Source organism: Novosphingobium sp. (assembly GCF_040398825.1).
Lineage (GTDB): Bacteria > Pseudomonadota > Alphaproteobacteria > Sphingomonadales > Sphingomonadaceae > Novosphingobium.
Window position 1 is genome coordinate 42,894 of the sequence record NZ_JBBATI010000023.1, and the last position, 24,197, is coordinate 67,090.

Annotated in this window: 18 protein-coding genes and 1 pseudogene; 9 read left to right on the forward strand and 10 right to left on the reverse strand. The window is 65.4% G+C overall.

All coding sequences use genetic code 11. The annotated features are described in order from the left end of the window. Positions 1 to 36 precede the first annotated feature (36 nt). The 4 genes from ABWP89_RS12290 to ABWP89_RS12305 form a co-directional block, all read right to left on the reverse strand. The gene (locus ABWP89_RS12290; RefSeq protein ID WP_353229605.1) at positions 37 to 2,886 is read right to left on the reverse strand and encodes a 2-oxoglutarate dehydrogenase E1 component; all 2,850 of its coding nucleotides are present in this window, start codon (positions 2,884 to 2,886) and stop codon (positions 37 to 39) included. Positions 2,887 to 3,098: 212 nt separating this feature from the next. After that, positions 3,099 to 4,061, reverse strand: coding sequence for a malate dehydrogenase (gene mdh / locus ABWP89_RS12295; RefSeq protein ID WP_353229576.1), 963 nt, complete (start codon positions 4,059 to 4,061; stop codon positions 3,099 to 3,101). 347 nt (positions 4,062 to 4,408) lie between these two features. Next, positions 4,409 to 4,753, reverse strand: coding sequence for a hypothetical protein (locus ABWP89_RS12300; protein WP_353229578.1), 345 nt, complete (start codon positions 4,751 to 4,753; stop codon positions 4,409 to 4,411). A gap of 152 nt (positions 4,754 to 4,905) precedes the next feature. Further along, complete coding sequence (locus ABWP89_RS12305) at positions 4,906 to 6,048, reverse strand: cell wall hydrolase (protein WP_353229579.1); 1,143 nt, start codon at positions 6,046 to 6,048, stop codon at positions 4,906 to 4,908. A gap of 430 nt (positions 6,049 to 6,478) precedes the next feature. On the opposite strand from ABWP89_RS12305, the gene ABWP89_RS12310 reads away from it, so the two are divergent. The 5 genes from ABWP89_RS12310 to uvrA all read left to right on the forward strand — a co-directional run bounded on the left by ABWP89_RS12310 (position 6,479) and on the right by uvrA (position 14,021). After that, entirely contained in the window at positions 6,479 to 8,473 is a 1,995-nt protein-coding gene (locus tag ABWP89_RS12310) for a TonB-dependent receptor plug domain-containing protein (RefSeq protein ID WP_353229580.1), read from the forward strand. Further along, positions 8,470 to 9,318: an ABC transporter substrate-binding protein gene (locus ABWP89_RS12315; RefSeq protein ID WP_353229581.1), complete on the forward strand. Its 849-nt coding sequence runs from the start codon at positions 8,470 to 8,472 to the stop codon at positions 9,316 to 9,318. Before ABWP89_RS12310 ends, ABWP89_RS12315 begins: the two co-directional genes overlap by 4 nt. Continuing rightward, entirely contained in the window at positions 9,318 to 10,292 is a 975-nt protein-coding gene (locus tag ABWP89_RS12320) for a FecCD family ABC transporter permease (protein WP_353229583.1), read from the forward strand. Before ABWP89_RS12315 ends, ABWP89_RS12320 begins: the two co-directional genes overlap by 1 nt. Beyond that, positions 10,289 to 11,014: an ABC transporter ATP-binding protein gene (locus ABWP89_RS12325; protein WP_353229584.1), complete on the forward strand. Its 726-nt coding sequence runs from the start codon at positions 10,289 to 10,291 to the stop codon at positions 11,012 to 11,014. Before ABWP89_RS12320 ends, ABWP89_RS12325 begins: the two co-directional genes overlap by 4 nt. 97 nt (positions 11,015 to 11,111) lie before the next feature. Next, entirely contained in the window at positions 11,112 to 14,021 is a 2,910-nt protein-coding gene (gene uvrA, locus ABWP89_RS12330) for an excinuclease ABC subunit UvrA (protein WP_353229586.1), read from the forward strand. 9 nt (positions 14,022 to 14,030) lie between these two features. Here uvrA and ABWP89_RS12335 read toward each other — a convergent pair whose 3' ends face one another. Beyond that, the gene (locus tag ABWP89_RS12335) at positions 14,031 to 14,777 is read right to left on the reverse strand and encodes a DsbA family protein (RefSeq protein WP_353229587.1); all 747 of its coding nucleotides are present in this window, start codon (positions 14,775 to 14,777) and stop codon (positions 14,031 to 14,033) included. Positions 14,778 to 15,023: 246 nt separating this feature from the next. Between ABWP89_RS12335 and modA the strand changes: the two genes are divergently transcribed. From modA to ABWP89_RS12350, 3 genes and pseudogenes are all read left to right on the forward strand, one after another. Further along, on the forward strand, positions 15,024 to 15,746 hold the full coding sequence (gene modA / locus ABWP89_RS12340) for a molybdate ABC transporter substrate-binding protein (RefSeq protein WP_353229606.1): 723 nt from the start codon (positions 15,024 to 15,026) through the stop codon (positions 15,744 to 15,746). A gap of 10 nt (positions 15,747 to 15,756) precedes the next feature. After that, positions 15,757 to 16,479, forward strand: coding sequence for a molybdate ABC transporter permease subunit (modB, locus tag ABWP89_RS12345; protein WP_353229589.1), 723 nt, complete (start codon positions 15,757 to 15,759; stop codon positions 16,477 to 16,479). Positions 16,480 to 16,534: 55 nt separating this feature from the next. After that, a pseudogene (locus ABWP89_RS12350) lies at positions 16,535 to 17,092 on the forward strand (ATP-binding cassette domain-containing protein); the annotation flags it as partial. Here the strand turns inward: ABWP89_RS12350 and ABWP89_RS12355 are convergent. From ABWP89_RS12355 to ABWP89_RS12375, 5 genes are all read right to left on the reverse strand, one after another. Then, positions 17,081 to 18,175: a CaiB/BaiF CoA transferase family protein gene (locus tag ABWP89_RS12355; protein WP_353229593.1), complete on the reverse strand. Its 1,095-nt coding sequence runs from the start codon at positions 18,173 to 18,175 to the stop codon at positions 17,081 to 17,083. The pseudogene ABWP89_RS12350 and the gene ABWP89_RS12355 overlap by 12 nt on opposite strands. A 46-nt stretch (positions 18,176 to 18,221) precedes the next feature. After that, complete coding sequence (locus ABWP89_RS12360; protein WP_353229594.1) at positions 18,222 to 20,195, reverse strand: potassium transporter Kup; 1,974 nt, start codon at positions 20,193 to 20,195, stop codon at positions 18,222 to 18,224. Between the two features lie 114 nt (positions 20,196 to 20,309). After that, positions 20,310 to 20,705 carry a hypothetical protein gene (locus ABWP89_RS12365; protein WP_353229595.1) on the reverse strand — a complete coding sequence of 132 codons (396 nt, stop codon included), beginning with the start codon at positions 20,703 to 20,705 and terminating at the stop codon, positions 20,310 to 20,312. Positions 20,706 to 20,808: 103 nt separating this feature from the next. After that, a complete protein-coding gene (locus tag ABWP89_RS12370) occupies positions 20,809 to 21,456 on the reverse strand; it encodes a response regulator (RefSeq protein ID WP_353229596.1) in 648 nt (215 codons plus the stop codon). Positions 21,457 to 21,564: 108 nt separating this feature from the next. Continuing rightward, positions 21,565 to 23,175 carry a sensor histidine kinase gene (locus tag ABWP89_RS12375; protein WP_353229597.1) on the reverse strand — a complete coding sequence of 537 codons (1,611 nt, stop codon included), beginning with the start codon at positions 23,173 to 23,175 and terminating at the stop codon, positions 21,565 to 21,567. 409 nt (positions 23,176 to 23,584) lie between these two features. Between ABWP89_RS12375 and ABWP89_RS12380 the strand changes: the two genes are divergently transcribed. Then, a complete protein-coding gene (locus tag ABWP89_RS12380; protein ID WP_502915281.1) occupies positions 23,585 to 24,100 on the forward strand; it encodes a helix-turn-helix transcriptional regulator in 516 nt (171 codons plus the stop codon). The last annotated feature ends 97 nt before the right edge of the window (positions 24,101 to 24,197 follow it).

Here is a 24,197-nt window from a genome sequence, read left to right on the forward strand (position 1 = left end):
AAATGATCTGAATGGGGGGATGAAAACGCTAAAAAATCAGGCCTTTTTGCGACGGCGGATTTCACCGCGCACCGACAGTGCCAGGGCATTGGCGATCAGCGCCGCCTGTTCATTGGCGTGCCGCTTGGCCAGGCCCGTGGCGGGTGAGGCAGAGGCATTGCGCCCGGCATAGCGTGGGCGCGCGACTTTGCTGCCGGCGGTGCGCAATGCTTCCTCGATCATGGGTTCGACAAAGAACCAGGCGCCGTTGTTGCGCGGTTCTTCCTGGCACCACACCACGTCTTCCAGATTGGGCATGCGCGCCAGCCGGACCGCCAGCGGTTCACCGGGGAAGGGGTACAGCTGTTCCAGCCGGATGATCTGCACATCCTTTGCGCCCTGCTGGTCGCGCGCTTCGAACAGGTCATAGGCGACCTTGCCGCTGCACAGGATCACCTTGCGCGTGGTGTCGTCATCCGCGCCATTGATGTCCGACAGGATGCGCATGAAGTGCCCTTCGCCGACGAAATCGGATGCATCCGATCTGGCCAGCGGATGGCGCAACAGGCTTTTGGGGGTCATGATCACCAGCGGTTTGCGGAACGGGCGATGCATCTGCCGCCGCAACACGTGGAAATAATTGGCCGGCGTGGTGATGTTGCACACCTGCAGGTTGTCTTCGGCACACAGCTGCAGGTAACGTTCCAGTCGCGCCGACGAATGTTCCGGGCCCTGACCTTCGTAGCCATGCGGCAGCAACAGCACCAGGCCATTGGCGCGCAGCCATTTTGCTTCGGATGCGGCGATATACTGGTCAATGACGATCTGCGCGCCATTGGCGAAATCGCCGAATTGCGCTTCCCACAGCACCAGCGTCTTGGGGTCGGCGCTGGCATAGCCATATTCAAAACCCAGCACGCCATATTCCGACAGGGTGCTGTCATGCACTTCAAACCGGCCGTGCGGCAGCGTCGCGAGCGGCACATATTTGTGCTCGTCGGTCTGGTCCACCCACACCGCATGGCGCTGGCTGAATGTGCCGCGGCCCGAATCCTGCCCCGACAGGCGCACGTTGAACCCTTCGGTGGCCAGGCTGCCAAACGCCAGTGCTTCGCCGGTGGCCCAGTCGAACCCGCTGCCGGTTTTGAACATGTCGCGCTTGGCATCGATCACGCGGCCCAGCGTCTTGTGCACGGTCAGCCCGTCGGGGACGGTGGTCAGCACGCGGCCCAGACTGTCGAACAGCTTGCCATCGATCCCGGTCGGCACGTTGCGCCGCGCGGTAACCGGATCGGCCGGGCGGTTCAGCCCGCTCCAGCGTCCGCCGAACCAGTCGGCCTCGTTGGCCTTGTAGCTTTTGGCCGCGTCGAATTCAGCCTCAAGCGTGGCGACGAAGCGGTCTTCGATCTCACCCTTCCAATTGCCATCGATCACGCCCTGCGCCACCAGCCGTTCGGCATAGATCGCGCTGATCGGCGGATGCGCGCGGATTTTGGCGTACATCAGCGGCTGGGTAAAGCTGGGCTCATCGCCTTCGTTATGCCCGAACCGGCGATAGCACCACATATCGACCACCACATCGCGGCCAAACCGCTGGCGGTAATCGATCGCCAGCTTGCACGCGAACGTCACCGCTTCGGGGTCATCGCCGTTGACGTGGATGATCGGCGCCTGCACGCCCTTGGCCACGTCCGATGGATAGGGTGATCCGCGCGAAAATTGCGGGGAAGTGGTAAAGCCGATCTGGTTGTTGACGATGAAGTGGATGCAGCCGCCAGTGTCGTATCCGCGCACGCCCGACAGGCCCAGGCATTCCCACACGATGCCCTGGCCGGCAAACGCGGCATCGCCGTGGATCAGGATCGGCAGCACCTGCTTGTGCTTGCCCGGCCCCAGGTCATCGCGAAACATCTGTTGCGCGCGGGTCTTGCCCAGCACCACCGGATCGACCGTTTCCAGGTGTGACGGGTTGGGCTGCAGGCTCATGTGCACCTTGATCCCGTCGAATTCACGGTCGGTAGAGGTGCCCAGGTGGTATTTCACATCGCCCGAACCTGCCACGTCTTCGGGATTGGCGCTGCCGCCCGAAAATTCGTGAAAGATCACGCGGTATGGCTTGGCCATCACGTTCGCCAGCACGTTCAGCCGGCCGCGATGCGACATGCCGCAGATCATTTCGCGCACGCCCAGCTGGCCGCCATACTTGATCACTGCCTCCAGCGCCGGGATCATCGATTCCCCGCCATCCAGCCCGAACCGCTTGGTGCCGACATATTTGCGGCCCAGGAATTTCTCGTACTGTTCGCCGCGGATAACCGCGCCCAGGATGGCCTTTTTGCCATTGGGGGTGAAATCGATCGCCTTGTCGCCGCCTTCGATGCGGTCCTGGATGAACTTGCGTTCGGCGACATCGGCGATGTGCATGAATTCAAACGCGATCTTGCCGCAATAGTTGCGCCGCAGGATCGCCACGATCTCGTTCGGCGTGGCCCAGTCGACGCCCAGGATGCCGCCCAGATAGACCTTGCGATCGAGCGCAGCACCCACAAAGCCATGGTATTCGGGCGAAAGGTCGGCGGGCACATCCTGCCGCGCCAGCCCCAGCGGATCAAGATCGGCGGTCAGATGCCCGCGCACGCGATAGGTGCGGATCAGCAGCATCGCGCGCAGGCTGTCCTGCGCGGCCTGTTCCAGCGCGGCTTCATCCAGTTTGGGCGCGCCATTCTTTGGCGCGCCTTTGACCGCAGCGCCAATCTCCAGCTTCAGCGCCAGCGGATCGAGCGCGCGGGTCAGATCATCGCCCGCGGCGGCATCGGTCACCGGCCAGCGCGGTGATGCCCAGCTTGGCCCCGGCTGCGGTTCATCCTGCGCGGGATCGCGATCAAACTGGTGCACGTCCTGACCCATCATCTCAACTCCTGTGCCCGGTCCACCAGCGCGGGGGCGCGGGCGGGGCGTCGGAAACCCTGGTGCGGGATGGCACCAGGGTCATTGTCGTCCCCGTCGGGGCGGGCAACACGGCGCGTTGTGCCATGCAACCTGCAAAAACCCCGACGCGTTGCCGTTACGTGCGAATACGCCCGCCCGTGTTTCCAAACGGACAGGCGTATTCAGGGTGATCAGGCCAGATCGGGGTCGATCGCCTTGCACGCATCCAGCAGTTCCTTGACCGCATCGACCGACACCTGAAGGTTGGCCCTGGCGGTGTCATCCAGCATGATTTCGATGACCTTTTCCACGCCGCCCGCGCCGATCATTACCGGCACCCCGACATACAGGCCATCAACGCCATATTCGCCGCTGACATGTGCGGCGCAGGGCAGGATGCGTTTTTGATCGTTCAGATAGGCTTCGGCCATGGCGATGCCCGATGCCGCCGGGGCATAGAACGCCGATCCGGTTTTCAGCAGGCCGACGATTTCACCGCCGCCGCCGCGCGTACGCTTCACAATGGCGTCGATGTTTTCCTGCGACGACAGGCCCATCTTGATCAGATCGGTGACCGGGATGCCGGCCACAGTCGAATATTCGACCACCGGCACCATGGTATCGCCATGACCGCCCAGCACGAATGAGGTGACATCGCGCACCGACACCCCGAATTCCTGCGCCAGGAAAGTGGTGAACCGTGCGGAATCGAGCACGCCGGCCATGCCCACGACCTTGTTGGTCGGCAGCCCGGAAAATTCGCGCAGGGCCCACACCATCGCATCCAGCGGGTTGGTGATGCAGATCACGAACGCGTCGGGGGCGTGGGTCTTGATCCCTTCGCCAACCGCCTTCATCACTTTCAGGTTGATGCCCAGCAGGTCATCACGGCTCATCCCCGGCTTGCGCGCGATCCCGGCGGTGACGATGATCACGTCGGCGCCGGCGATGTCCTGATAATCGTTGGTGCCGGTGATCTTGGCATCAAAGCCTTCGACCGGGCCGCACTGCGACAGGTCCAGCGCCTTGCCCTGGGGCACGCCTTCGACCACGTCGAACAGCACGATATCACCCAGTTCCTTTTGCGCGGCGAGGTGGGCGAGCGTGCCGCCAATGTTGCCGGCGCCGATCAGCGCAATTTTCTTGCGAGCCATTGTTAACGGTCCTTTCCCGTACGCGCGGGACTGAACAAAGATCACATCACGACCAGCCGGGTGCCTGCCCAGTCCCGCTTGACAGGAAGGTGCCTGGTGGGTTGCCCCGGGCCGTAAGCCGGTGGGAATGGGATTGCAAGGCGATAAAAGGCCGTATTCGGGGGTTTTTATGATAACGGTTCGCAATATCAAAATGTACTGCTGCGACCGATACTGCCTCGCTTACTAACCCTCGCACGTGAACCGGGAATGACCGGCAGCAATGTCCTGCAATGATGGCGCGCGCGACCTTGCGCCACGCCATGGACACCGGGCATGCGAACGCGGGCGGTTTGTGCAGCGACGGATCAGGGGTGGCGGCGCTGGCCGAGCATCAGGCTGATTTCATTCCACCAGCGCGCATCGTTGTCATCGCCACGCGCGTTGGCGCTGGCGGCGGCCAGCCGTGCGCGTTCCGCCGCGGACAGGCCATGCGCGGCAAACAGCCGCAGGGCCGCCTGTACCCGCACATCGCTGATCGATCCGTCAATGACCTGGTCGGCGGTGGCGACCGCGTCGTTGGCGGCCAGGCCCGTGGATTTGCGGTCCGGCGCTGGGCGTTGGTTGTCGTTCATCGCCGGGCGCCAGATCTGGCGTGACGGGCGGACCAGTGCGGGGGCGGCAATACCATAGCGGGGGGCAAAGTGCAGCATGGCATCGATCTCCTGACCAGCGGTTCCACGTCCGCTGCTGTGGCCCGTTTAATCCCGCAGCCATGAATGTGGGGTGAGGTGACAGGGTAAAGGAAACGCTAAATCCGGATGTGTGTTCATGCCTGTCCTGTGGGATGCGGCACTGCCCGCAATCACGCGCCGGGCTGGTGAATCCAGTGCGCGGCGCTGTCGTATTGTTGCGTCGCGTCGGGTCGCACCGCGCCCGATCCGGGCAGGATGCGGTTCGCGCCGGGGGTATCACGTGCCGGTTCGCTGCCCGCCGCGCCAACGGGATCAAGCGACGACGCACCATGCGGCAGCGGTTGCTGGCCAAAGCCCGCGCCGACCCGCGCAATCGCCGGATCGATGCCCATCGTGGGCCCGGTTGCCATCGCACGGCGCAGCGCGGCCAGCCGTCCGGCCTCAAACGCCTGGGCCAGGACCAGCGGATCGGCAAAGTCGGCGGTGGTCGAAACCCAGGTGCGCGGATGCGGGGCGGCGACGGGCTCGCCGCCGGCATAGACCGCGCTGAACGCGCGCGGTTGCCCGGCATTGCCGGTCCAGCGATAGAACTGGTGCGCGCCGATCGTGTCCTGCAGGATCATGCTGTCCGACCACGCCGGGTGGACCGCGCCGGTGTGGTAATGCGTGGAAAGGCCGATTGGCGCATAGACCGACCCTGCCAGCGCCGCCGCTGCCACCCGGCGTGCGCGATCCCAATAGGCGGCCATCGGCGCGTGTGCGAGCGCGCCGTCGCAGGCAAAGCTGAACTGGCAACCCGCACGTTCCGACCCCTGATAGACCACGCCGCAAACGGTTTTGGGAAAGGCCGGATGGGCGACTCGGTTCAGCACGACTTGTGCCACCGCACGTTGCCCATCGTCGGGTTCACGCGCCGCTTCGTAATAGATCGCCGCGGTCAGGCATTGCAGCGCGCGTACATGGTCCAGCCCGGTTCCGGCCAGGGCCAAGGGTCGCGCCGCCGGGACGGATGGTGGCGGCAGGTCCAGCGCGGCGGCCGGTTGGGGCAGGTCGCCATCGCCGTGCAACCCGGCCAGCGCGCGATCCCATGCCGAAACCGGTTGTGCTGCCACAGCAGTTGCGGGTGCATTGCTGGCAGGCGCCGAGGCATGCCACGCTGGTGCACGGTCCTGCGCGCTGGCACCGGCGATGCCGTGCGGATCGCCCCAGCCGATTACCGCCAGCAGCGCAGGCAGCAGTCCGATCGCCACAATGCCGGCAATCCGCTGGCGGGCCCGTGCGGGCCGGTGCAGCGCGCGCCGCAACGAGGTCATGTCGCGGCGCCGGATGCGCGCGACAAAATCGCGTGGGCGTGGTTCTGGCAAAGGCGCCGGGTGTGGCTGCGCGTGCGTGACCGGGCAGGCCGCGGTTGCGTCCGCGCGCGGCGCTTGCGTGAAACCCGCGCGCGGCAAGACCGGCACGGGGGGCAAGACAACCGGGCGATAGACGATTTCCAGCGGCATTGCGGTCCAGCGGGGTTGGTGGAAGGGTGATCGGAGTCGTGTGTTGCGCCGCGCATAGGCGATTTTCGCGCCCTGCGCATCCCGCGATCGGGCAGCGTACCGTTATGCGACAGTGTGTTATCAGGCGATTAACCGATTGGCGTGCGATTGCCGGGGGCTGGTTCGGTGGGGCGCAGCAGCGCCGGCGCAGGGTTGTTCTGAACGCCCGGTGTCGCTACAGGCGCGGCAAAGGGAGTGATGGATGACCGGGCTGTTCCGCCGGACTTCAGGCAATGGCGTCCCGGGCGGGTCCGCGCGCACACTCGCGCGCCTGCTGCTGCTGGCGGCGCTGACGGCCGGCGCTTCGGCACAGGCCCAGTCGGTGCCGGCGCCGGCGCCCACACCCGCCGCTGCCGATGACTATCCCCCACCCGAAGAAGCGCAGGCCGCACCCGATGTGGCGCCGATCGCGGTAACCACGCTGGCCACCGGCACTGCGCTGTCGCTCGATTGGGTGGGACAGCCGGTCACGGTGCTGACCCGCGATGACATGGCGCGCATCGGTGGCGCCGATTTTACCCGCGTGCTGGCGGCGATTCCCGGCGCGACGTGGGAACGCAACGGGGCTGCGGGGGCCTATACCGGGCTGCATCTGCGCGGCGCGGGCAGCGATGACACGCTGGTAATGATCGATGGCGTGCGCATGCCGGATGTGGGCAGCGTGGGCGGCGGGTTTGATTTCGGCACACTGACCGGGGTCGGGATCGATCGCATCGATGTTTTGCGCGGGGCCGGGTCGCTGGTGTGGGGCAGCGGCGCGATCGGCGGTGTGATCGCGCTGACCACGCCCGAAACAAAGGGACTGGCGGCATCGGTCGAAGTGGGCAGCCGCGATACGCTGGCGGGCAACCTGGCCTATGGCATCGTCAGGGACCGCTATGCGCTGTCGCTCAACGCCGGCTATACCGCCACCGACGATATTCCGGCGCGGCGTGAAGATGGGCCGGGCGGTTTTCACCAATGGCGTTTTGGCGGACGCGCGCGCGCCAATCTGACCCCCACGCTGTCAATCAACGCATCTGCGCGGTATGCCGATGACAAGGCCACCGGCAACGCCTTTCCGCTGCCGCCCGAATTGGCCGGTGCCACCGCCCAGGCGCTGGATACCGAACAGTTTTCCGGCCGGGCCTGGGCCCATTTTGACAGCGGTACGGTCACGCTGGACAGCGGATACAGCCTGGCCGCCACCCGCCGCGTTTATGCCGCGCGCGGTACCGCCGGGTTGGTTTCGGCCAACTGGCTGGGGAAATCCGAACGCATCGATCTGACCGGGTCGGTCAAACTGCCTGCACGGTTGGTCGCCAATTTTGGCGCCGACGCGGAATGGACCGCGATTTCGGGCGGGGGTGACGCCCGGCACAGCGCGGCGATTACCAGCGGGCACGTGCTGCTCGGCTGGTATGGCCCGGTCGCCGCGGTCACCGCCGGGCTGCGCATCGACGACCACAGCCAGTTTGGCAGCCATGACAGCTATGCCATCAACGCCAGCATCAAACTGGCCGAACATCTGCGGTTGCGCGGCAGTTACGCGACCGGGTTCAAGGCGCCGACACTGTATCAGCTCTATTCGTCTTACGGCCGCGCCACGCTGCGGCCCGAAACCGCGCGCAGCTATGACGGCGGACTGGAATATTCGGCGCGCGATGGCCAGGTGCGGCTGGCGGCCACGGTCTATCGCCGCGACAGCCGTGATCTGATCGGGTTGGCCGGGTGCCTGGCCACCAACGAACTGGCCTGCAGCAGCCTGCTTGGTGGCACGTTCGCCAATATTGGCGCGGCGCGCGCCGATGGCGTGGAGCTGGAGGCGGTGCTGGCGCCTTCGGCCAAATGGCACCTGTCGGGGGCATACAGCTTTGTCCATGCGACCGACCAGACACCGTTCAGCGTGAACCAGGGCAGCGATCTGGCGCGGCGGCCCCGCCATGCGTTCACCGCTGCGGCCGACTGGACCTCTCCGTTCAAGGGCGTGGTGCTGGGTGTCGATCTGCATATGCAATCGGCCAGCTGGGATGATGCGGATCATACCGTGCGCCTGCCGGCCGGGGCGATCACCACGCTGCGCGCCAGCCTGCCGTTTGGCAGTTTTGTGGAATTTTACGGGCGGGTGGAAAACCTGTTCAACAATCACCTGCCAACCATCGATGGCTATGGCGCGACCGGGCGTGGGGTGTTTGTTGGCGTCAGGGCGCGCATTTGACCGGGCGCATCGCCGGTGGTGTGCTGGCCTGTGCGGCGTTGATGCTGACCGCGGCAGCGCCGCCGCCGTCAGCATCAATGCCGCGCCACTCCAGCCTGCCACGGATTGTATCGCTGAACCCGTGTACCGATGCGATCCTGGTCGAAGTCGCCGATCCGGCACAGATCCTGGCGCTGTCGGCCTATAGCCGGGATCGCGCCAGCAGTTCCCTGCCGGCCGGGGTCGCCGACCGTTATGCCGTGACCCATGGCACGGTGGAGGAGGTGGTCACGCTCCACCCCGATGTGGTGTTTGATGGCGCATTTGTCGCCCCGGCCACCGCTGATGCCTATCGCCGGCTGGGTCTGCGGCTGGAAACACTGGGCACCCAGCGCAGCATTGCCGATGGGCTGCGCGATGTGCATCGTCTGGCGGCGATTGCCGGGCACCCCGATCGCGGCAACGCGCTGGCATGGCGGATCGAAGCGGCGCTGGCGCAGTCCGCGCCGCCGCCGGGCGCGCGGCCGATCGATACCGTGCTGTGGGAATGGGGCGGCATGGTGGCCGGGCGCGACACGCTGATCGATGATCTGCTGGGGCGCACCGGCTTTGCCAATATGGCGGCGCGGCAGGGTTATGCCCAGGCCGATCTCTATCCGATCGAACGCCTGCTGGCACATCCGCCGCGCCTGATCCTGACGGTCGGCGATGACCGGGCATTGCACCACCCGGCACTGCGCGCGATCCCGGGCACCACGCGCGCCGATTTTCCCGCCGGGCTGTTGTATTGCGGCGGTCCGGCAATGATTCGCGCGGCCCAGTGGCTGGCGGATGTGCGCCGCTCGTTGACCGACGGGCGGCAGTGATGCGCGCGCACTGGTGGATCATGCTGGTGGGGTTGCTGGCGCTGGCACTGCCGCTGTCGTTGCTGGCCGGGCAGGTGTGGATCAATCCGTTCGGATCACCGGTGGCCAATGCCGTGCCGATCCTGGTGGAATTGCGCATGCCCCGCGCGGTGCTGGCGCTGGTGATCGGCGGCGGGCTGGGCGCGGGCGGTGCGGCGATGCAGGGCTATCTGCGCAATCCGCTGGCCGATCCGGGGTTGTTCGGGATCGCGCCGCTGGCCGCGCTGGGCGCGGTGCTGGCGCTGGTGTGGGGGCTGTCATGGGCGCTGCCACTGTTTGCGCTGGGCGGCGCGGCGCTGGCGATGGCACTGCTGGTCATGGTGGCGGGCGGCGCCAGCGATGATGCGATCGGGCGCGGCATTTCGCTGTTCACGCTGGCGGGGATGATGATCGCCAGTCTGGCCGGCGCGCTGACCAGCCTGGTGATCAGCCTGTCGCCCAATCCGTTTGCGCTGACCGAAATTGTCACCTGGCTGATGGGGGCGCTGGAAAACCGCAGCTGGCATGACGTGGCGATCGCCGCGCCGCCGACATTGATCGGCGTGGTGGTGCTGGCCACCGGTGGCCCGATGCTGGACGCGCTGACGCTGGGCGATGCCGCGGCGCGCTCGCTCGGCGTGCAACCGGCGCGGTTGCGGCTGCGGATGGTGCTGGGGCTGGGGCTGGTGGTGGGGGCCGGGGTGGCGGTGGCCGGGATCATCGGTTTTGTCGGGCTGATCGTGCCGCATCTGGTGCGGCCGCTGACCGACCATCGCCCTGGATCGCTGATCGTGCCCAGCGCGCTGGCCGGAGCATTGCTGGTGCTGGTGGCCGACAGCGCGTGCCGGCTGTTGCCGCTGACGGGCGGCGAATTGCGGCTGGGCATCGCGCTCAGCCTGATCGGCGCGCCGTTTTTCCTGATGTTGCTCATTCGCATGCGGCGGGATTTCGCATGACCTTGCGCGCGCAATCGCTGACCGTGGCGGGGCGGCTCGATGGCGTCAGCGTAAATCTGCCGCGCGGCGCGCTTACCGCGATTGTCGGCCCCAACGGCGCGGGCAAATCAACGCTGCTGTCGGCACTGGCCGGGCTGATTGCGGGTGACGTTGTTCTCGATGATCGTCCGCTGGCCGATATGCGCCCGCGCGAACGCGCGCTGGCCATCGGCTATCTGCCACAGGGCGGCGATGTCGCATGGAATGTGTCAGTGGCGACGCTGGTGCGGCTGGGCCGCCTGCCACATCGCGCGTCGCGGGCCAGCGATGATCAGGCTGTGGCCGCCGCACTCGCCAGCGCGGATCTGACCCCGTTTGCCGCGCGTGCGGTCGGCACGCTGTCGGGCGGCGAACGCGCGCGCGCGCTGCTGGCGCGGGTGCTGGCGGGTGATCCGGCCTGGATTCTGGCCGATGAACCGCTGGCCAGCCTTGATCTGGCGCAGGCGCAGGCGCTGCTGCGGCATTTTCGCGCCACTGCGATGGCGGGCAAGGGTGTGGTGCTGGTGCTGCATGATCTGGCGCAGGCCATGAACCATGCCGATCATGTGGTGGTGCTCGATCGCGGGCGGCTGGCGGCCAGTGGGCCGCCAGCCCTGGCGCTGGACCCGGCGGTGATCGCGCAAGTGTGGGGCATCAGGACGCGCTGGCTGGGTGAACCGGGCGCACACGCCTTGATTGTCTAGCGACTGACCCCAGTTACAGGTTGCCTGGCCGCTGGTGCGGTTCAAAAGGCATCCGCGCGCCTTGCGTGAATCGAACAAATATGGAACACGCAGCCCCATGGCCCTCAATACCATTTCCGTGCGCGGCGCGCGTGAGCACAATCTTAAAGGCATCGATATCGATCTGCCGCGCGATGCGCTGATCGTGGTGACCGGCCTGTCGGGGTCGGGCAAATCGAGCCTGGCGTTCGACACGATCTATGCCGAAGGGCAGCGGCGCTATGTCGAAAGCCTGTCGGCCTACGCCCGGCAGTTTCTGGAAATGATGCACAAGCCCGATGTCGAACATATTGACGGGCTGTCGCCGGCGATTTCGATCGAGCAGAAAACCACCAGCCGCAACCCGCGCTCGACCGTCGCCACGGTCACCGAAATCTATGATTACATGCGGCTGTTGTGGGCGCGGGTGGGTGTGCCCTATTCGCCCGCCACCGGCCTGCCGATCACCGCACAGACCGTCAGCCAGATGGTTGACCGGGTGATGACCCTGCCCGAAGGTACGCGCGCCTATCTGCTGGCGCCGGCGGTGCGTGCGCGCAAGGGCGAATACCGCAAGGAACTGGCCGAATGGCAGCGCGCCGGATACACCCGCGTGCGCATCGATGGCGAATTTTACGCGATCGAAGATGCCCCCGCGCTCGATAAAAAACTGAAGCACGATATCGAAGTGGTGGTTGACCGCATCGCCGTGCGCGAAGGCATCGAAAGCCGGCTGGCCGACAGTTTTGAACAAGCCTTGAAACTGGCCGATGGCGTTGCCTTTATCGATCTGGCCGAGGGCGTGGTGCCGGGGCGCGAAGAAGAAGAAGCCAAGCCAAAGGGGCGCGCCAAGACGCTGAAGGGTACCGGCCTTGCCGCCAATCGCATCGTCTTTTCGGAAAAATTCGCCTGCCCGGTCAGCGGTTTCACCATCGAAAGTATCGAGCCACGGCTGTTTTCGTTCAACGCGCCGCAGGGCGCGTGCCCGGCGTGCGACGGGCTGGGTGAAAAGCTGCTGTTCGATCCGCAGCTGGTGGTGCCCAACGAACACCTGTCGCTGAAACAGGGCGCGGTGGTGCCCTGGGCCAAATCCAACCCGCCTAGCCCCTATTACATGCAGGTGCTGGCCAGCCTGGCCGGCCATTTCGGCTTTACGCTGGAAACCCCGTGGGACAAATTGCCCGGCGAAATCAAGCTGATCATCCTGTATGGCACGGGTGGCAAAGCAGTACCGCTGACCTTTATCGACGGGCGCAAATCGTACACCGTGTCAAAGGCGTTCGAGGGCGTGATCGGCAACCTCAACCGCCGGCTGTTGCAGACCGAAAGCGCGTGGATGCGCGAAGAGCTTAGCAAATACCAGAACCCGCAACCGTGCGAAACCTGCAACGGCGCGCGGCTGAAGCCAGAGGCGCTGGCGGTCAAGGTGGCCGGGCACGATATTTCCAGCGTTACGCATCTGTCGGTGGCAGCGGCGGCGGACTGGTTTGGCGCGCTTGATGCGCAGCTGACCCCGCAGAAAAGCCAGATCGCCAAATCGATCCTGAAGGAAATCAACGAACGCGTTGGATTCCTGAACAACGTCGGCCTCGATTACCTCAATCTCGATCGCACCTCGGGCACTTTGTCGGGCGGCGAAAGCCAGCGCATCCGGCTGGCCAGCCAGATCGGGTCGGGGCTGTCGGGCGTGTTGTATGTGCTGGATGAACCGTCGATCGGGCTGCACCAGCGCGACAACGATCGCCTGCTGGAAACGCTGAAACGCCTGCGCGATCTGGGCAATACCGTGATCGTGGTCGAACACGACGAAGACGCGATCCGCACCGCCGACTATATCGTCGATCTGGGGCCGGGCGCAGGGGTGCATGGCGGCGAAATCGTTGCGCAGGGCACGCTGTCCGACATCCTGTCGTGCGAAGACAGCCTGACCGGGCAATATCTGAACGGCACGCGCCGGATCGAAGTGCCGCGCAAGCGGCGCAAGGGCAATGGCCTGGGCATCACGGTCAAAGGCGCGCGCGCCAACAACCTGCGCGATGTCAGCGTGCGCGTGCCGCTGGGCACGTTTACCTGTGTGACCGGGGTGTCGGGTTCGGGCAAGTCGTCGCTGATCATCGATACGTTGCAGGCCGGTGCCTCACGCGTGCTGAACGGCGCGCGGGTGATTGCCGGCGCGCACGATACGATCGAGGGCCTGGAACATTGCGACAAGGTGATCGAGATTGATCAGTCGCCAATCGGGCGCACGCCACGGTCGAACCCATCGACCTATACCGGGTCGTTCACGCTGATCCGCGACTGGTTTGCCGGGCTGCCCGAAGCATTGGCGCGGGGTTACAAGCCCGGGCGGTTCAGCTTCAACGTCAAGGGCGGGCGCTGCGAAGCGTGCCAGGGCGACGGGCTGATCAAGATCGAGATGCATTTCCTGCCCGACGTCTATGTCACGTGCGAGGAATGCGGCGGGCGGCGCTACAACCGCGAAACGCTGGAGATAAAATTCAAAGGCCTTTCGATTGCCGACGTGCTCGACATGACGATCGAGGATGCGGTGGAATTTTTCAAAGCGGTCCCGCCGATCCGCGATCGCATGCACATGCTGGCCGAAGTGGGGCTGGGCTATGTCAAGGTTGGCCAGCAGGCGACCACGCTGTCGGGCGGGGAAGCGCAGCGTGTGAAACTGGCCAAGGAACTGGCGCGGCGGTCAACCGGGCAGACGCTGTACATCCTGGACGAGCCAACCACCGGGCTGCATTTCGAAGACGTGCGCAAATTGCTGGAAGTGCTGCACCGGCTGGTCGAACAGGGCAATTCGGTGGTGGTGATCGAACACAACCTGGATGTGATCAAAACCGCCGACTGGGTTATCGACATGGGCCCCGAAGGCGGGGTGCGCGGCGGCATGGTGGTGGGCGAAGGCACACCCGAAACGATCGCCAAAAACCCCGACAGCTTTACCGGTCACTATCTCAAACCGTTGTTGAAGCGCTGATTGCCGCGATCAATGCGTGGCGCCGCCGGGTGCACCGGCGGCGTCGGGCTGGTCATCGGCCTGCGCCAGCGCCTTGATCGCGCTGCGCATGTCGGCTTCCTCGATCGCGCCCGATACCATGATGGTGTGACCGATATGGTTGTCGCGCAGCGCCACTGCGGGTGTGCCCTGAATCCCGGCCGCTTCGCCGCTGCGCATTTCGGCGGTCAGCCGCGCGCCGGTTTTGGCAGAGGCCACGCACGTGGCCAGCGCGGTACGGTTGCGCGCGCCGGCGGTCATGGCCAGCGCGGCGACCGGGTCGGACTGGCCCTCGGCCGCCCTGATCCCGCGACCGTTGCTGGCGGTGTTTGCCATCCAGTCGTACAAAAAACGGTAATAGCCGGCCGCCCCGGCCTGATCGGCGACACACAGCGCGGTGGTTGATGCCGCCACCGCATTGCGCCCATGGAACGACAGCGGATAGAGCCGCACCGCCAGATTGACCCGCCCGCCCGATCCATCGACAACATGCCGGGGTTTTTCCCCCAGCACCTTGCAATAGGGGCATTCGGGGTCCAGCCACACGATCAGGCTGAACCGCGCATCGGCATTGCCATACAGCCGGTCCTGCGCCCCGATCGGCAGCACGGTCGGCGCTTCGACCCAGCCGCCCTCATCATCCTGGGCAAAGGCCTGAGGTGCAGCGATTGGCGCGGCAGACGCCAGCACGGCCATCGCAACCAGCCCGCGCGCGCGCGTGATCCAACCCAGTTTCATGACACGCGTCCTTTGTCCGGCCGGCAGCGGCATGCCGGTCTGCCACCCGCCTTTTCCATGTTTGCCGCCAAAGCGCAATGATACGCGCGGGCTTTGCACCTGACGCCATTGTCCTGTATATTGGCGTATATGGGAAGCCTGTCATTCCGTCTTTGGGCCACGCGGCTGCGCGCGCTCCTGCCCTGTCGCGGCGCATTTCTGGCCGTTGGCGTGACCCTGCTGCTGTGGGCCAGTGCCGGGCCGGCGATGGCAGGGCCGGCGCCACAGCCGGGCGCCGGGCCGCTGGTGCTGGCTGCCGCCAGCCTGCAGGAATCGCTGAACGCCGCCGCCGATGCCTGGGCGCGCCACCATCATGCCCGGCCGGTGCTGGCGTTCGCCGCGTCATCCACGCTGGCGCGGCAGATTGCGGCGGGCGGCGCGGCCGACCTGTTCGCCTCGGCCGATCAGGAATGGATGGATAGCCTGGCGCAGACGGGCCGGATCGTGCCGGGCACGCGTGCGGGCTGGCTGGCGGGCGCGCTGGTGATCATCGCGCCGGCGGGCAGTCGCTTGCGCCTGCGCCCGGTACCCGGATTTCCGCTGGTGGCCGCGCTGCATGGCGGGCGGCTGGCGATGGCCGACCCGGACAGCGTGCCGGCGGGGCGCTATGGGCGTGAAGCGCTGCAGCACATGCGCGTGTGGGACGCGCTGTCGGGGCAGATCGCGCGTGCGGAAAACGTGCGTGCCGCGCTGGCGCTGGTGGCGCGCGGGGCGGCGCCGCTGGGCGTGGTCTATGCCACCGATGCGCTGGCCGAACCCAAAGTGCGCATGATCGGCGTGTTTCCCGCCGGCAGCCACACCCCGATCATCTATGCCCTGGCGCGCACCACGGCATCGACCCACCCCGATGCGGAGGCGTTCCGGCGTTTCCTGTTGTCGGATGAGGCGGCTGCGATCTTTCGCCGCTATGGCTTTGTGCCGCGCCGATGACCCGCTGGTGATGTCCGCGCTGATCCTGACGCCCGGGGAATGGGCGATTGTTGGCCTGTCGCTGCAGGTCAGCGGCTGTGCGATGCTTGCCGCGTTACCAGTCGCGTTTGCACTGGCGTGGCTGCTGGCGCGGGTGGAGTTTCCCGGCAAAGTGCTGGTCGATGCGCTGGTCCATCTGCCGCTGGTGCTGCCGCCGGTGGTGGTCGGCTGGGTGCTGCTGATGGCGTTTGCACCCACCGGGCCGCTGGGCGCGCTGCTGGAACGCATGCTGGGGATCACGCTGCTGTTCCGCTGGACCGGGGCGGCGCTGGCGGCCGCGGTGATGGCGCTGCCACTGATGGTGCGATCGATCCGGCTGTCGATTGAGGCTATCGACCCGCGGCTGGAACAGGCGGCGCGCACATTGGGGGCAGGCTGGCTGAACAGCTTTGCCACCATCACGCTGCCGCTGGCGCGGCCCGGTGTGCTGGCCGCGCTGGTGCTTGGGTTTGCGCGGTCGCTGGGCGAATTTGGCGCGACGATCACCTTTGTATCGAACATTCCCGGGCAGACCGCGACGCTGCCGCTGGCGATCTATGCCGCGTTGCAGGTGCCCGGGCAGGAAACCGCGGTGTGGCGGCTGGCGCTGGTATCGGTGGTGCTGTCGCTGGGTGCGCTGGTCATGTCGGAACGGTTGATGGCGCAGGCGCGCGGGGCGCCGCGCGGCGCTGGCGGTACCGCGCATGACGTTTGAGGTCGCGGTAACACTGCGGCGGGGCGCGCGGCGGATCGACGCCAGGTTTTCCACCGGTGCCGGCATAACCGCGCTGTGCGGGCCATCGGGCGCAGGCAAATCGACCGTGCTGGCGGCGATGGCCGGGCTGGTGCGCCCCGATTCCGGCCGCATCGTGGTCGCCGGCACCGTACTGTACGACGACGGGCAACGCATCTGCGTGCCGCCGCACCAGCGCGCCTGCGGCATGGTGTTTCAGGACTTGCGGCTGTTTCCGCACCTGACCGTGGCGGCCAATCTGCGCTATGGCGAGGCCCGCGCACCGGCGGAACGGCGGATTGTCGATTTTGACGAGACGGTGCACTTTCTCGACATCGCCGGCCTGCTGGCACGCCGGCCGGGCACTTTGTCGGGGGGCGAAGCGCAGCGCGTGGCGATTGGCCGCGCATTGCTGGTGGGGCCGCGCTTTTTGCTGCTGGATGAACCGCTGGCCTCGCTCGATCCGGTGCTGCGGCTGGGGCTGATGGGGGTGATCGAACGCGTGCGCGATCACTTTGCGCTGCCGATCGTGCTGGTCAGCCATGCGCCCGATGAAGTGGCGCGGCTGGCCGATCATGTGGTGCTACTCGATTAGGTGCTGGTCCGCACCCAACGCGGGCGCCGCCAGTGACGGTCGCGCCGGTTGATCCAGAAAACGTATCGGCGGGCCCAGGTGCTGGCGCCCCAGATCGTCGGTCAGCACAAACCCCCGCGCCACGATCTGTTCGTCGGCCAGCGCCTGAGGATAGGTGTTCACCCGACCCCAGCACAGATCCAGCCGATCCAGCAGCGCGCCGGCCTGTGCCAGCGTCTGACCCGCGAAAAACGCGGTCAGCATGTCGATCACCGGTTGCTGGTGCGGTCCCGGTTCAGCGCACAGAGGCGCCATATCGCTGCGGTTCAGTTCACCCAGCAGTGCGGCGATGAATTTGGGTTCCTGCCCGGCCAGCGCCAGCCGCCCGTCGGTGCAGGCGTACCAGCGGTAGAATGCCGCGCCGCCGGTGGTGCGTTCGTGCGCGATCACCGGCTGGCGCCCTTCGGCCATGGTCGGCCCCATGACATTGGCGGTGGCTGCCAGCAGGCTTTCATGCATGGCAATATCGATGCGGTCGCCGCGCCCGGTCTGCGTGCGCGCATACAGCGCCATCAGCACGCCCGACAGCGCGTTGAGCGCCGCCAGATAGTCCGCCAGCGGCAGCGCGGGCATCACCGGTTGCCCGGTCGTGTCGCAATTGGCGCCCAGCACCCCGGTCAGCGCCTCCAGCGCCAGATCGTGCGCGACGCGCGTGGCGCGCGGGCCATCCTGCCCGTATGCGCTGATCGCGCAATAGATCAGCCGCGGGTTGCGCGCCGACAGCGTGGCGTAATCGATCCCCAGCCGCGTGGCGACGCCCGGGCGGTTGGATTCCACCACGACATCGGCGCTGTCGGCCAGCGCCAGAAACGCTGCAAGGTCGGCGGGCGCCTTCAGATCCAGCACCACGCTTTTCTTGCCACGGTTGAAATTGCGGAAATAGACGGTGTCCGGCCCATCGCTAAGGCCGATGTGGCGGGTGTGGTCGCCGCCCGGCGCCTCGATCTTGATCACCTCTGCCCCGTGGTCGGCCATGGCCATGGTCAGATAGGGGCCGGGGATGAAACTGGTCAGATCGAGCACGCGGATGCCGTTCAGTTTCATGGCGTGGTTCCAGTGCGCGCGATCATGCTGCCCGTCGCGTCCTTTTTCAAATTTCCAGCTGGCTGCCCAGTTCGATCACGCGGTTGGTGGGCAGACGGAAAAACTGCATTGCGCTTTCGGCGTTGCGGATCATCCACGCAAACAGCTTTTCGCGCCACAGCGCCATGCCCGGGCGTTTCGATGCAATCAGCGTCTGCCGCGCCAGGAAATAGCTGGTGTCCATCGGTTTGAATGGCCCCCCGGCGCGCTGTTCGGCGGCCAGTTCGGCGGGCACATCGGCCTCATCCATGAAACCGATGCGGATGATCATGCGGTAAAAACCATGGCCGACGCTTTCGACCACGCGCCGCGCCGGCGATGGCACGTGCGGCACGCCCTCGGTCACCACGGTCAGGATCACCACGCGTTCGTGCAGGATGTGGTTGTGTTTCAGATTGTGCAGAAGCGCCGGCGGGATGCCTTCGGCAGTGGAACACAAAAACACCGATGTGCCGGGGACGCGGCGCACTTTGTCACACACCGAATTCAGGAACAGGTCAAACGGCATCGAATCTTCGGCCAGCCGGTCGCGCAGGATCATGCGCCCTTTGGCCCAGGTGGTCAGCACGATGAACACGGCCGTGGCCACCAGCAGCGGGAACCAGCCGCCATCGGGGATCTTGGTCATGTTGGATGCAAAATAGGCGCCATCGACCAGCAGGAACGCACCCGTCATCGCGCCGGCCAGTAGCGGGTGCCATTTCCACACTGCAAAGGTCAGGATGCCCAGCATGCAGGCGGTGATGAACATCGTGCCGGTGACCGCGATGCCATAGGCCGATGCCAGGTTGTTGGATGATTTGAAGCCGATCACCAGCAGCAGCACAAACCCCAGCAACAGCCAGTTGACCAGCGGGACATAGATCTGGCCGGCGGCCTTGGCGCTGGTGTGCAGGATGCGGATGCGCGGCAGAAAACCTAGCTGGATCGCCTGTTGCGACACCGAATAGGCGCCGGAAATGACCGCCTGGCTGGCGATGATGGTGGCCATCGTGGCCAGGATCACCAGCGGCAGCCGGGCCCATTCGGGCGCCATCAGAAAGAACGGATTGGCCACCATATCGGGATTGCGCAACAGCAGCGCCGATTGGCCAAGATAATTGAGCAGCAGGCACGGAAACGCGACCACCAGCCACCCGAACATGATCGCCCGTCGGCCGAAATGGCCCATGTCGGCATAGAGCGCCTCTGCCCCGGTGACCGCCAGGATGACCGACCCCAGCGCCAGAAACGCCAGCATCGGGTCGATCGTGAAAAACCGTACCGCATAAACCGGATTGACCGCCCACAGGATTTCCGGCGCCTGCCAGATGCCCATCACGCCCAGAATGGCGATCACCGCAAAATAGACCAGCATGACCGGGCCGAACAGCTTGCCCACCGCCGCAGTGCCACGCGATTGGATCGCGAACAGCCCGATCAGGATGGCGATCGAGATCGGCAGCACCAGTTCCTTGAATGCGGGCTGCACCACTTCCAGGCCTTCGACGGCCGACAGCACCGACATCGCCGGGGTGATGATCGCATCGCCATAAAACAGCGCGGTGGCGATGATCCCCAGCATTACGGTCAGCGATGTCCACCGGTTCGGCCCCAGCCGCCGCCCGATCAGCGCCAGCAGCGCCAGGCTGCCGCCTTCGCCCTTGTTGTCGGCGTGCAGGATGACAAACACGTATTTGACCGTGACGATCAGCGTCATGGTCCAGAAAATCAGCGAAAACACGCCATAGATATGCGCCGGATCGACCGCCAGCGGGTGCGCGCCGATAAAGCTTTCGCGCAGCGAATAGAGCGGGCTGGTGCCAATATCGCCAAACACCACGCCGACCGCGCCAATCGCCAGCGTGCGCAGGCTTTCGCTGTGTTCGCCGCCGTTGGGGCCACAATCCACCGCGGTATCGAACGGCAGCGCCGCGGACGGCGCGGCGTCGCCGGTACTGGTGCTGGCGGCATCAAGACTCGGGGGCTGAGGTTCGGTCATGGGCGGCCCGTTACGCCGCCTTTGCCTGCGGTACGAGCGTTTTTATAAGCATCGCACGCATCGACACCATGCGGCGGTTGCCGGCGGGTCGCGCGTGGGCATGCCGGCCGCCGGTCAGGCGGCGATCGGCGCGATCATGACGACATTGTCGGACAGGCTGCTGGCCGCCAGCCGCAGGGCGTCGGCAATCGCGATCACGGTCTGGATGGCGCGTGCCTCATCGTCGGTCAGGCCTTCGAAATCGGGCAGGAATGCGCGACAGGCCTGCACCAGATTGGTGGGCGATCGCTGCAATTCGGCGCGATAGAATTCGATCGTGGTGCAGCCATCGATATCGGACCAGCGCATCCCGCCGGGCGCGGGGCGTTCGTGATAGGCCCATAGCGCGGCGATCGCGCGATCGACCGCATCGCGTGTGCGATCACCCAGCGCATCCCCCGCTGCGCGCGATTTCAGCTTTTTGCGATAGCGGCGCTGCCGCTCGGCGTTGCTCATGGGCATGGCGCGCATGGTGAAACCGTGCGCAGCAAGGCGCAATCCGGCATCACACGGTTACGTAACCATCCCTATCCGTTGTATCCAGGTTGATATGATCGCGACACCACGGAGCAAGTCAATCGCCCGGGTCGTTGATCGCCAGCAGCGCGAGTTCGGTGCGATTGTCGATGCCCAGTTTTTGATAGATCGCGTGGAGGTACACTTTGACCGTACCTTCGCCGATGTTAAGCTCGTTACCGACATCGCGGTTGCGCAGGCCGCGCGCCACCAGCCGGGCGATCCGCCGTTCACGCGGGTTCAGCCGGTCAAGCGGGCCACCGGGCGCGGGATTGAGCGACAGATCGACCGCGCGCTGCAGAAATGCCGGGGCCACGGCCTTTTGCCCGTCGGCGACTTTTTCCAGCACTTCGACCAGGTCTTCGTCGGCGCCATCCTTCGACAGGATGCCTTCGACCCCGGTGCGCAGGACGGACAGCAGCTGGCGATCGGTGATTTCGGCGGTCAGCACCACCACCGGGCGACGGTCGCCGCGCGCCCGCAGCGTTTCCAGCGTCTTGACCCCGTTCATGCCGGGCAGGTTGATGTCGAGCAGCACGATCCCCGGGTCGTGGGTGGCGATCGCATCCAGTGTTTCTTCACCACTGGCGGTACCTGCCACCACGGTAAACCGGCTGCCGCGCAAAACTGCGCCGACCCCGGCCCGAATAAAGCCGTGATCGTCTGCCACCAGCACCGAAACCATTGCAGACCCCTTATCGTTCACGCACCCTTGATCCTTCATATATCCTTGTGTCGCCAGTGTGATGGTTTGGCAATCGCGCGCAGGCCTGTGTGGCCCGATACAAAATTGTTATGCCACAATGGCAAACCGCTATGCGTTGACCACTGCGGGCAAGCTGATGCCAAGCCGCAGGCCGCTGGTGCCACTGGCGCCTGTCGCAATCTGCATTTGCCCGCCCAGCGCGTCGATCCGTTCGCTGATCGACCGCGGCCGCAGCGTCGCTTTGTCCGGGGGCAATCCGATCCCGTCGTCGGTGATGGTGATCCGCACCGCGCCGTCGGGCGTCCGTGCCAGATCAAGCGTGACCTGCCGGCAGTGGCCATGGCGTACCGCATTGGCCACCGCTTCGCGCACCACCTGGCGCAATTCGTGCGCGATGTTCATCGACACGTCCAGCGGCCGGCAGGCAGAGGACAACGCCGTGGCAACATGCCAATGATCGGCAAGTTCCGCCGTCAGGGCTTCGAGTTCGGCCACCAGATCGGTGGTGCGGTCGCCGTCGATGCCCAGCCGCAAACGGTTGATCACGGTCACCAGGTGCGACTGTTCACCGCGCAGCGCCAGCTTTATCGCGGTGATTTCGGCATCGGGATCGCGGCCGTCGCGAATCCAGCGACGCAACGATTCCAGCCGGAATTGCGTGCCGGCCAGAAACTGCGCGGCGCTGTCGTGCAGATCGCGGGCCACGGCATTGCGCACGTGCGCGACGGCAAGTGTGCGGGCGAGCACCGCCATCGCTTCGCGATCGACCGCCGTGCCGATGTCGCGCGCCAGCGTCGCGATCACCGGCAGATCATCGATGCAGGCGTCGGCCATGCCCCAGACCAGCAACTGACCCTGGCTGGTGGCCGAAGCAAATCCACCCACCAGCCCGCACGATACCAGGCAGGCATCGGCCAGCGCATGGTTGAACGGCCCGGCCGCCGGGGCCAGCCGGTTGTCGCTGGACAGCACGATCCGGCGGTTGCGCGGCACATCGAACAGCGCAGCGGTGGTATCGGTGGCAAAGTCATCGGGCAGCGTACCTGGGCCGATGCGTTCGTGCGTAAAGACCCCGTCGCTGTCGCGGTAAATATCGATCCCGGGTTCTTCGCAGGCGGCGACGGCGATTGCGGCATGGGTGGCATTGGATGCCGTGCGGGCAAACGCCAGCGTATCCGCCATCACGCGGATGCTGCGTTCACCCGGGATCCCGGGCGATTCGGTCATCGGTGACAACCGCACCGCGCGCTGGTCTGCGCTGAGCCAGCTGATCATGATCGCCAAGGCGATCATATAAGTCTGGTGCCGCCCAAACCGATAAGGATCGATGTCGTACCCCAGCAGGGTGACCGCACCGCCGGTCAGGCCATAGCCGGCGATCAGCGTGAGCGCGGTGAGCACCACCCCGTTCCAGCCCGCACGGTTTGCGGCCGTGATCAGCAGGAACGCGGCAAACGCGATAAACGGGCTGCCAAAATCGCTGTTGTTGATTTCGGTCAGAAACACCGCACCGATAAACACCCCGATGTCGATGGCATGAACCGCGCGCGCCATGCGGAAATCCCACCACCAGCTGCGCCAGGCGATCCGCGCCACCACCCCGGTCCACCCCAGATAGACCGCCAGCAATACCAGCCCGGTTCGCTCGGTCGGTGATGGCCCGCTCGGCTGGATGCGCACCGCCAGCAGGAATACGGCCGCCAGAATCATGCGGCTCATCGCGATGATCTTTGGTGTGCGGCGGATCAGCATGCGGCGGGCGTGCAAGGATCAGGACCTTTCGTCGTGGTGCAGGGCGTATGCTCTGCCTGGGTACGATGCCATATGCGCGGTTGCGCAGGCAAGTCGGACGGGATTGGCGCAAACGTTGGCTGCGATCGGAGCGTGAGCGTGCGGGCACAATCGCGCACATGGTTGATGGTAAACAATATTCCGTTCATTTTTAAGGGTTATTGTTAGGCGAAGGTATCAGGGTTATGTAATAAATAGTTTGGCGGGGAGGCAGGGCACGCACCATGGGACTGGTGCGCGCCACGCCATGTATCTGACAGGGGGACGCGGTTTGCTCAGTTCATCTGACGAGGTTGGCGTTGGCCCGTTGCAAGGGTTGACCGCAAAGCAATGTCAGGTGCTTGATCTGCTGATCCAGCACAAGACCTCTAAAGAGATATCGCGGATGCTCGGGATATCGCCCCATACGGTGGACCAGCGGATCATGCTGGCCCGGGCCAAGCTGCACGTGGGTACGCGCGGCGAAGTGGCGCAGGCCTATCGCCAGTTGCTGACCGGGCAGGGCAAAACGTCCGCCGCGGATATATGTGATCAATCCGTATACGGCTTTCCCTATGTCGCCTCCGACGCAGAAACCGGCCACGCCGTGGTTCGGGAAGCGGCTGATGGGTTATCATCGGACACATTCCCGGCAGCAATCGTCACTGTACGATCAAAGGCACAATCGATTGCCAATGCGCTGCCGGCTGATGCGAACGCAGGTTACTATCACGTCCTTCCCGAGGCGTTCGATGGTCCGGGTGGCACGTTGTTGCGGCTGGGGGCGATTGCCATGATCGCGGTCTTTCTTACCCTGGTGATCCTGGGTGGCATGGCCATGTATGTGCAACTTTCCCATATGTTCGACAGCTGATCATCTGCATCTTGTGGTCGGGTAAGACGGACCGGCCGGGCGCCTGAAGCGTCCCGGGTTTCCTGGAGGCTATTTGGCTTGAGTCATGCGACCATAT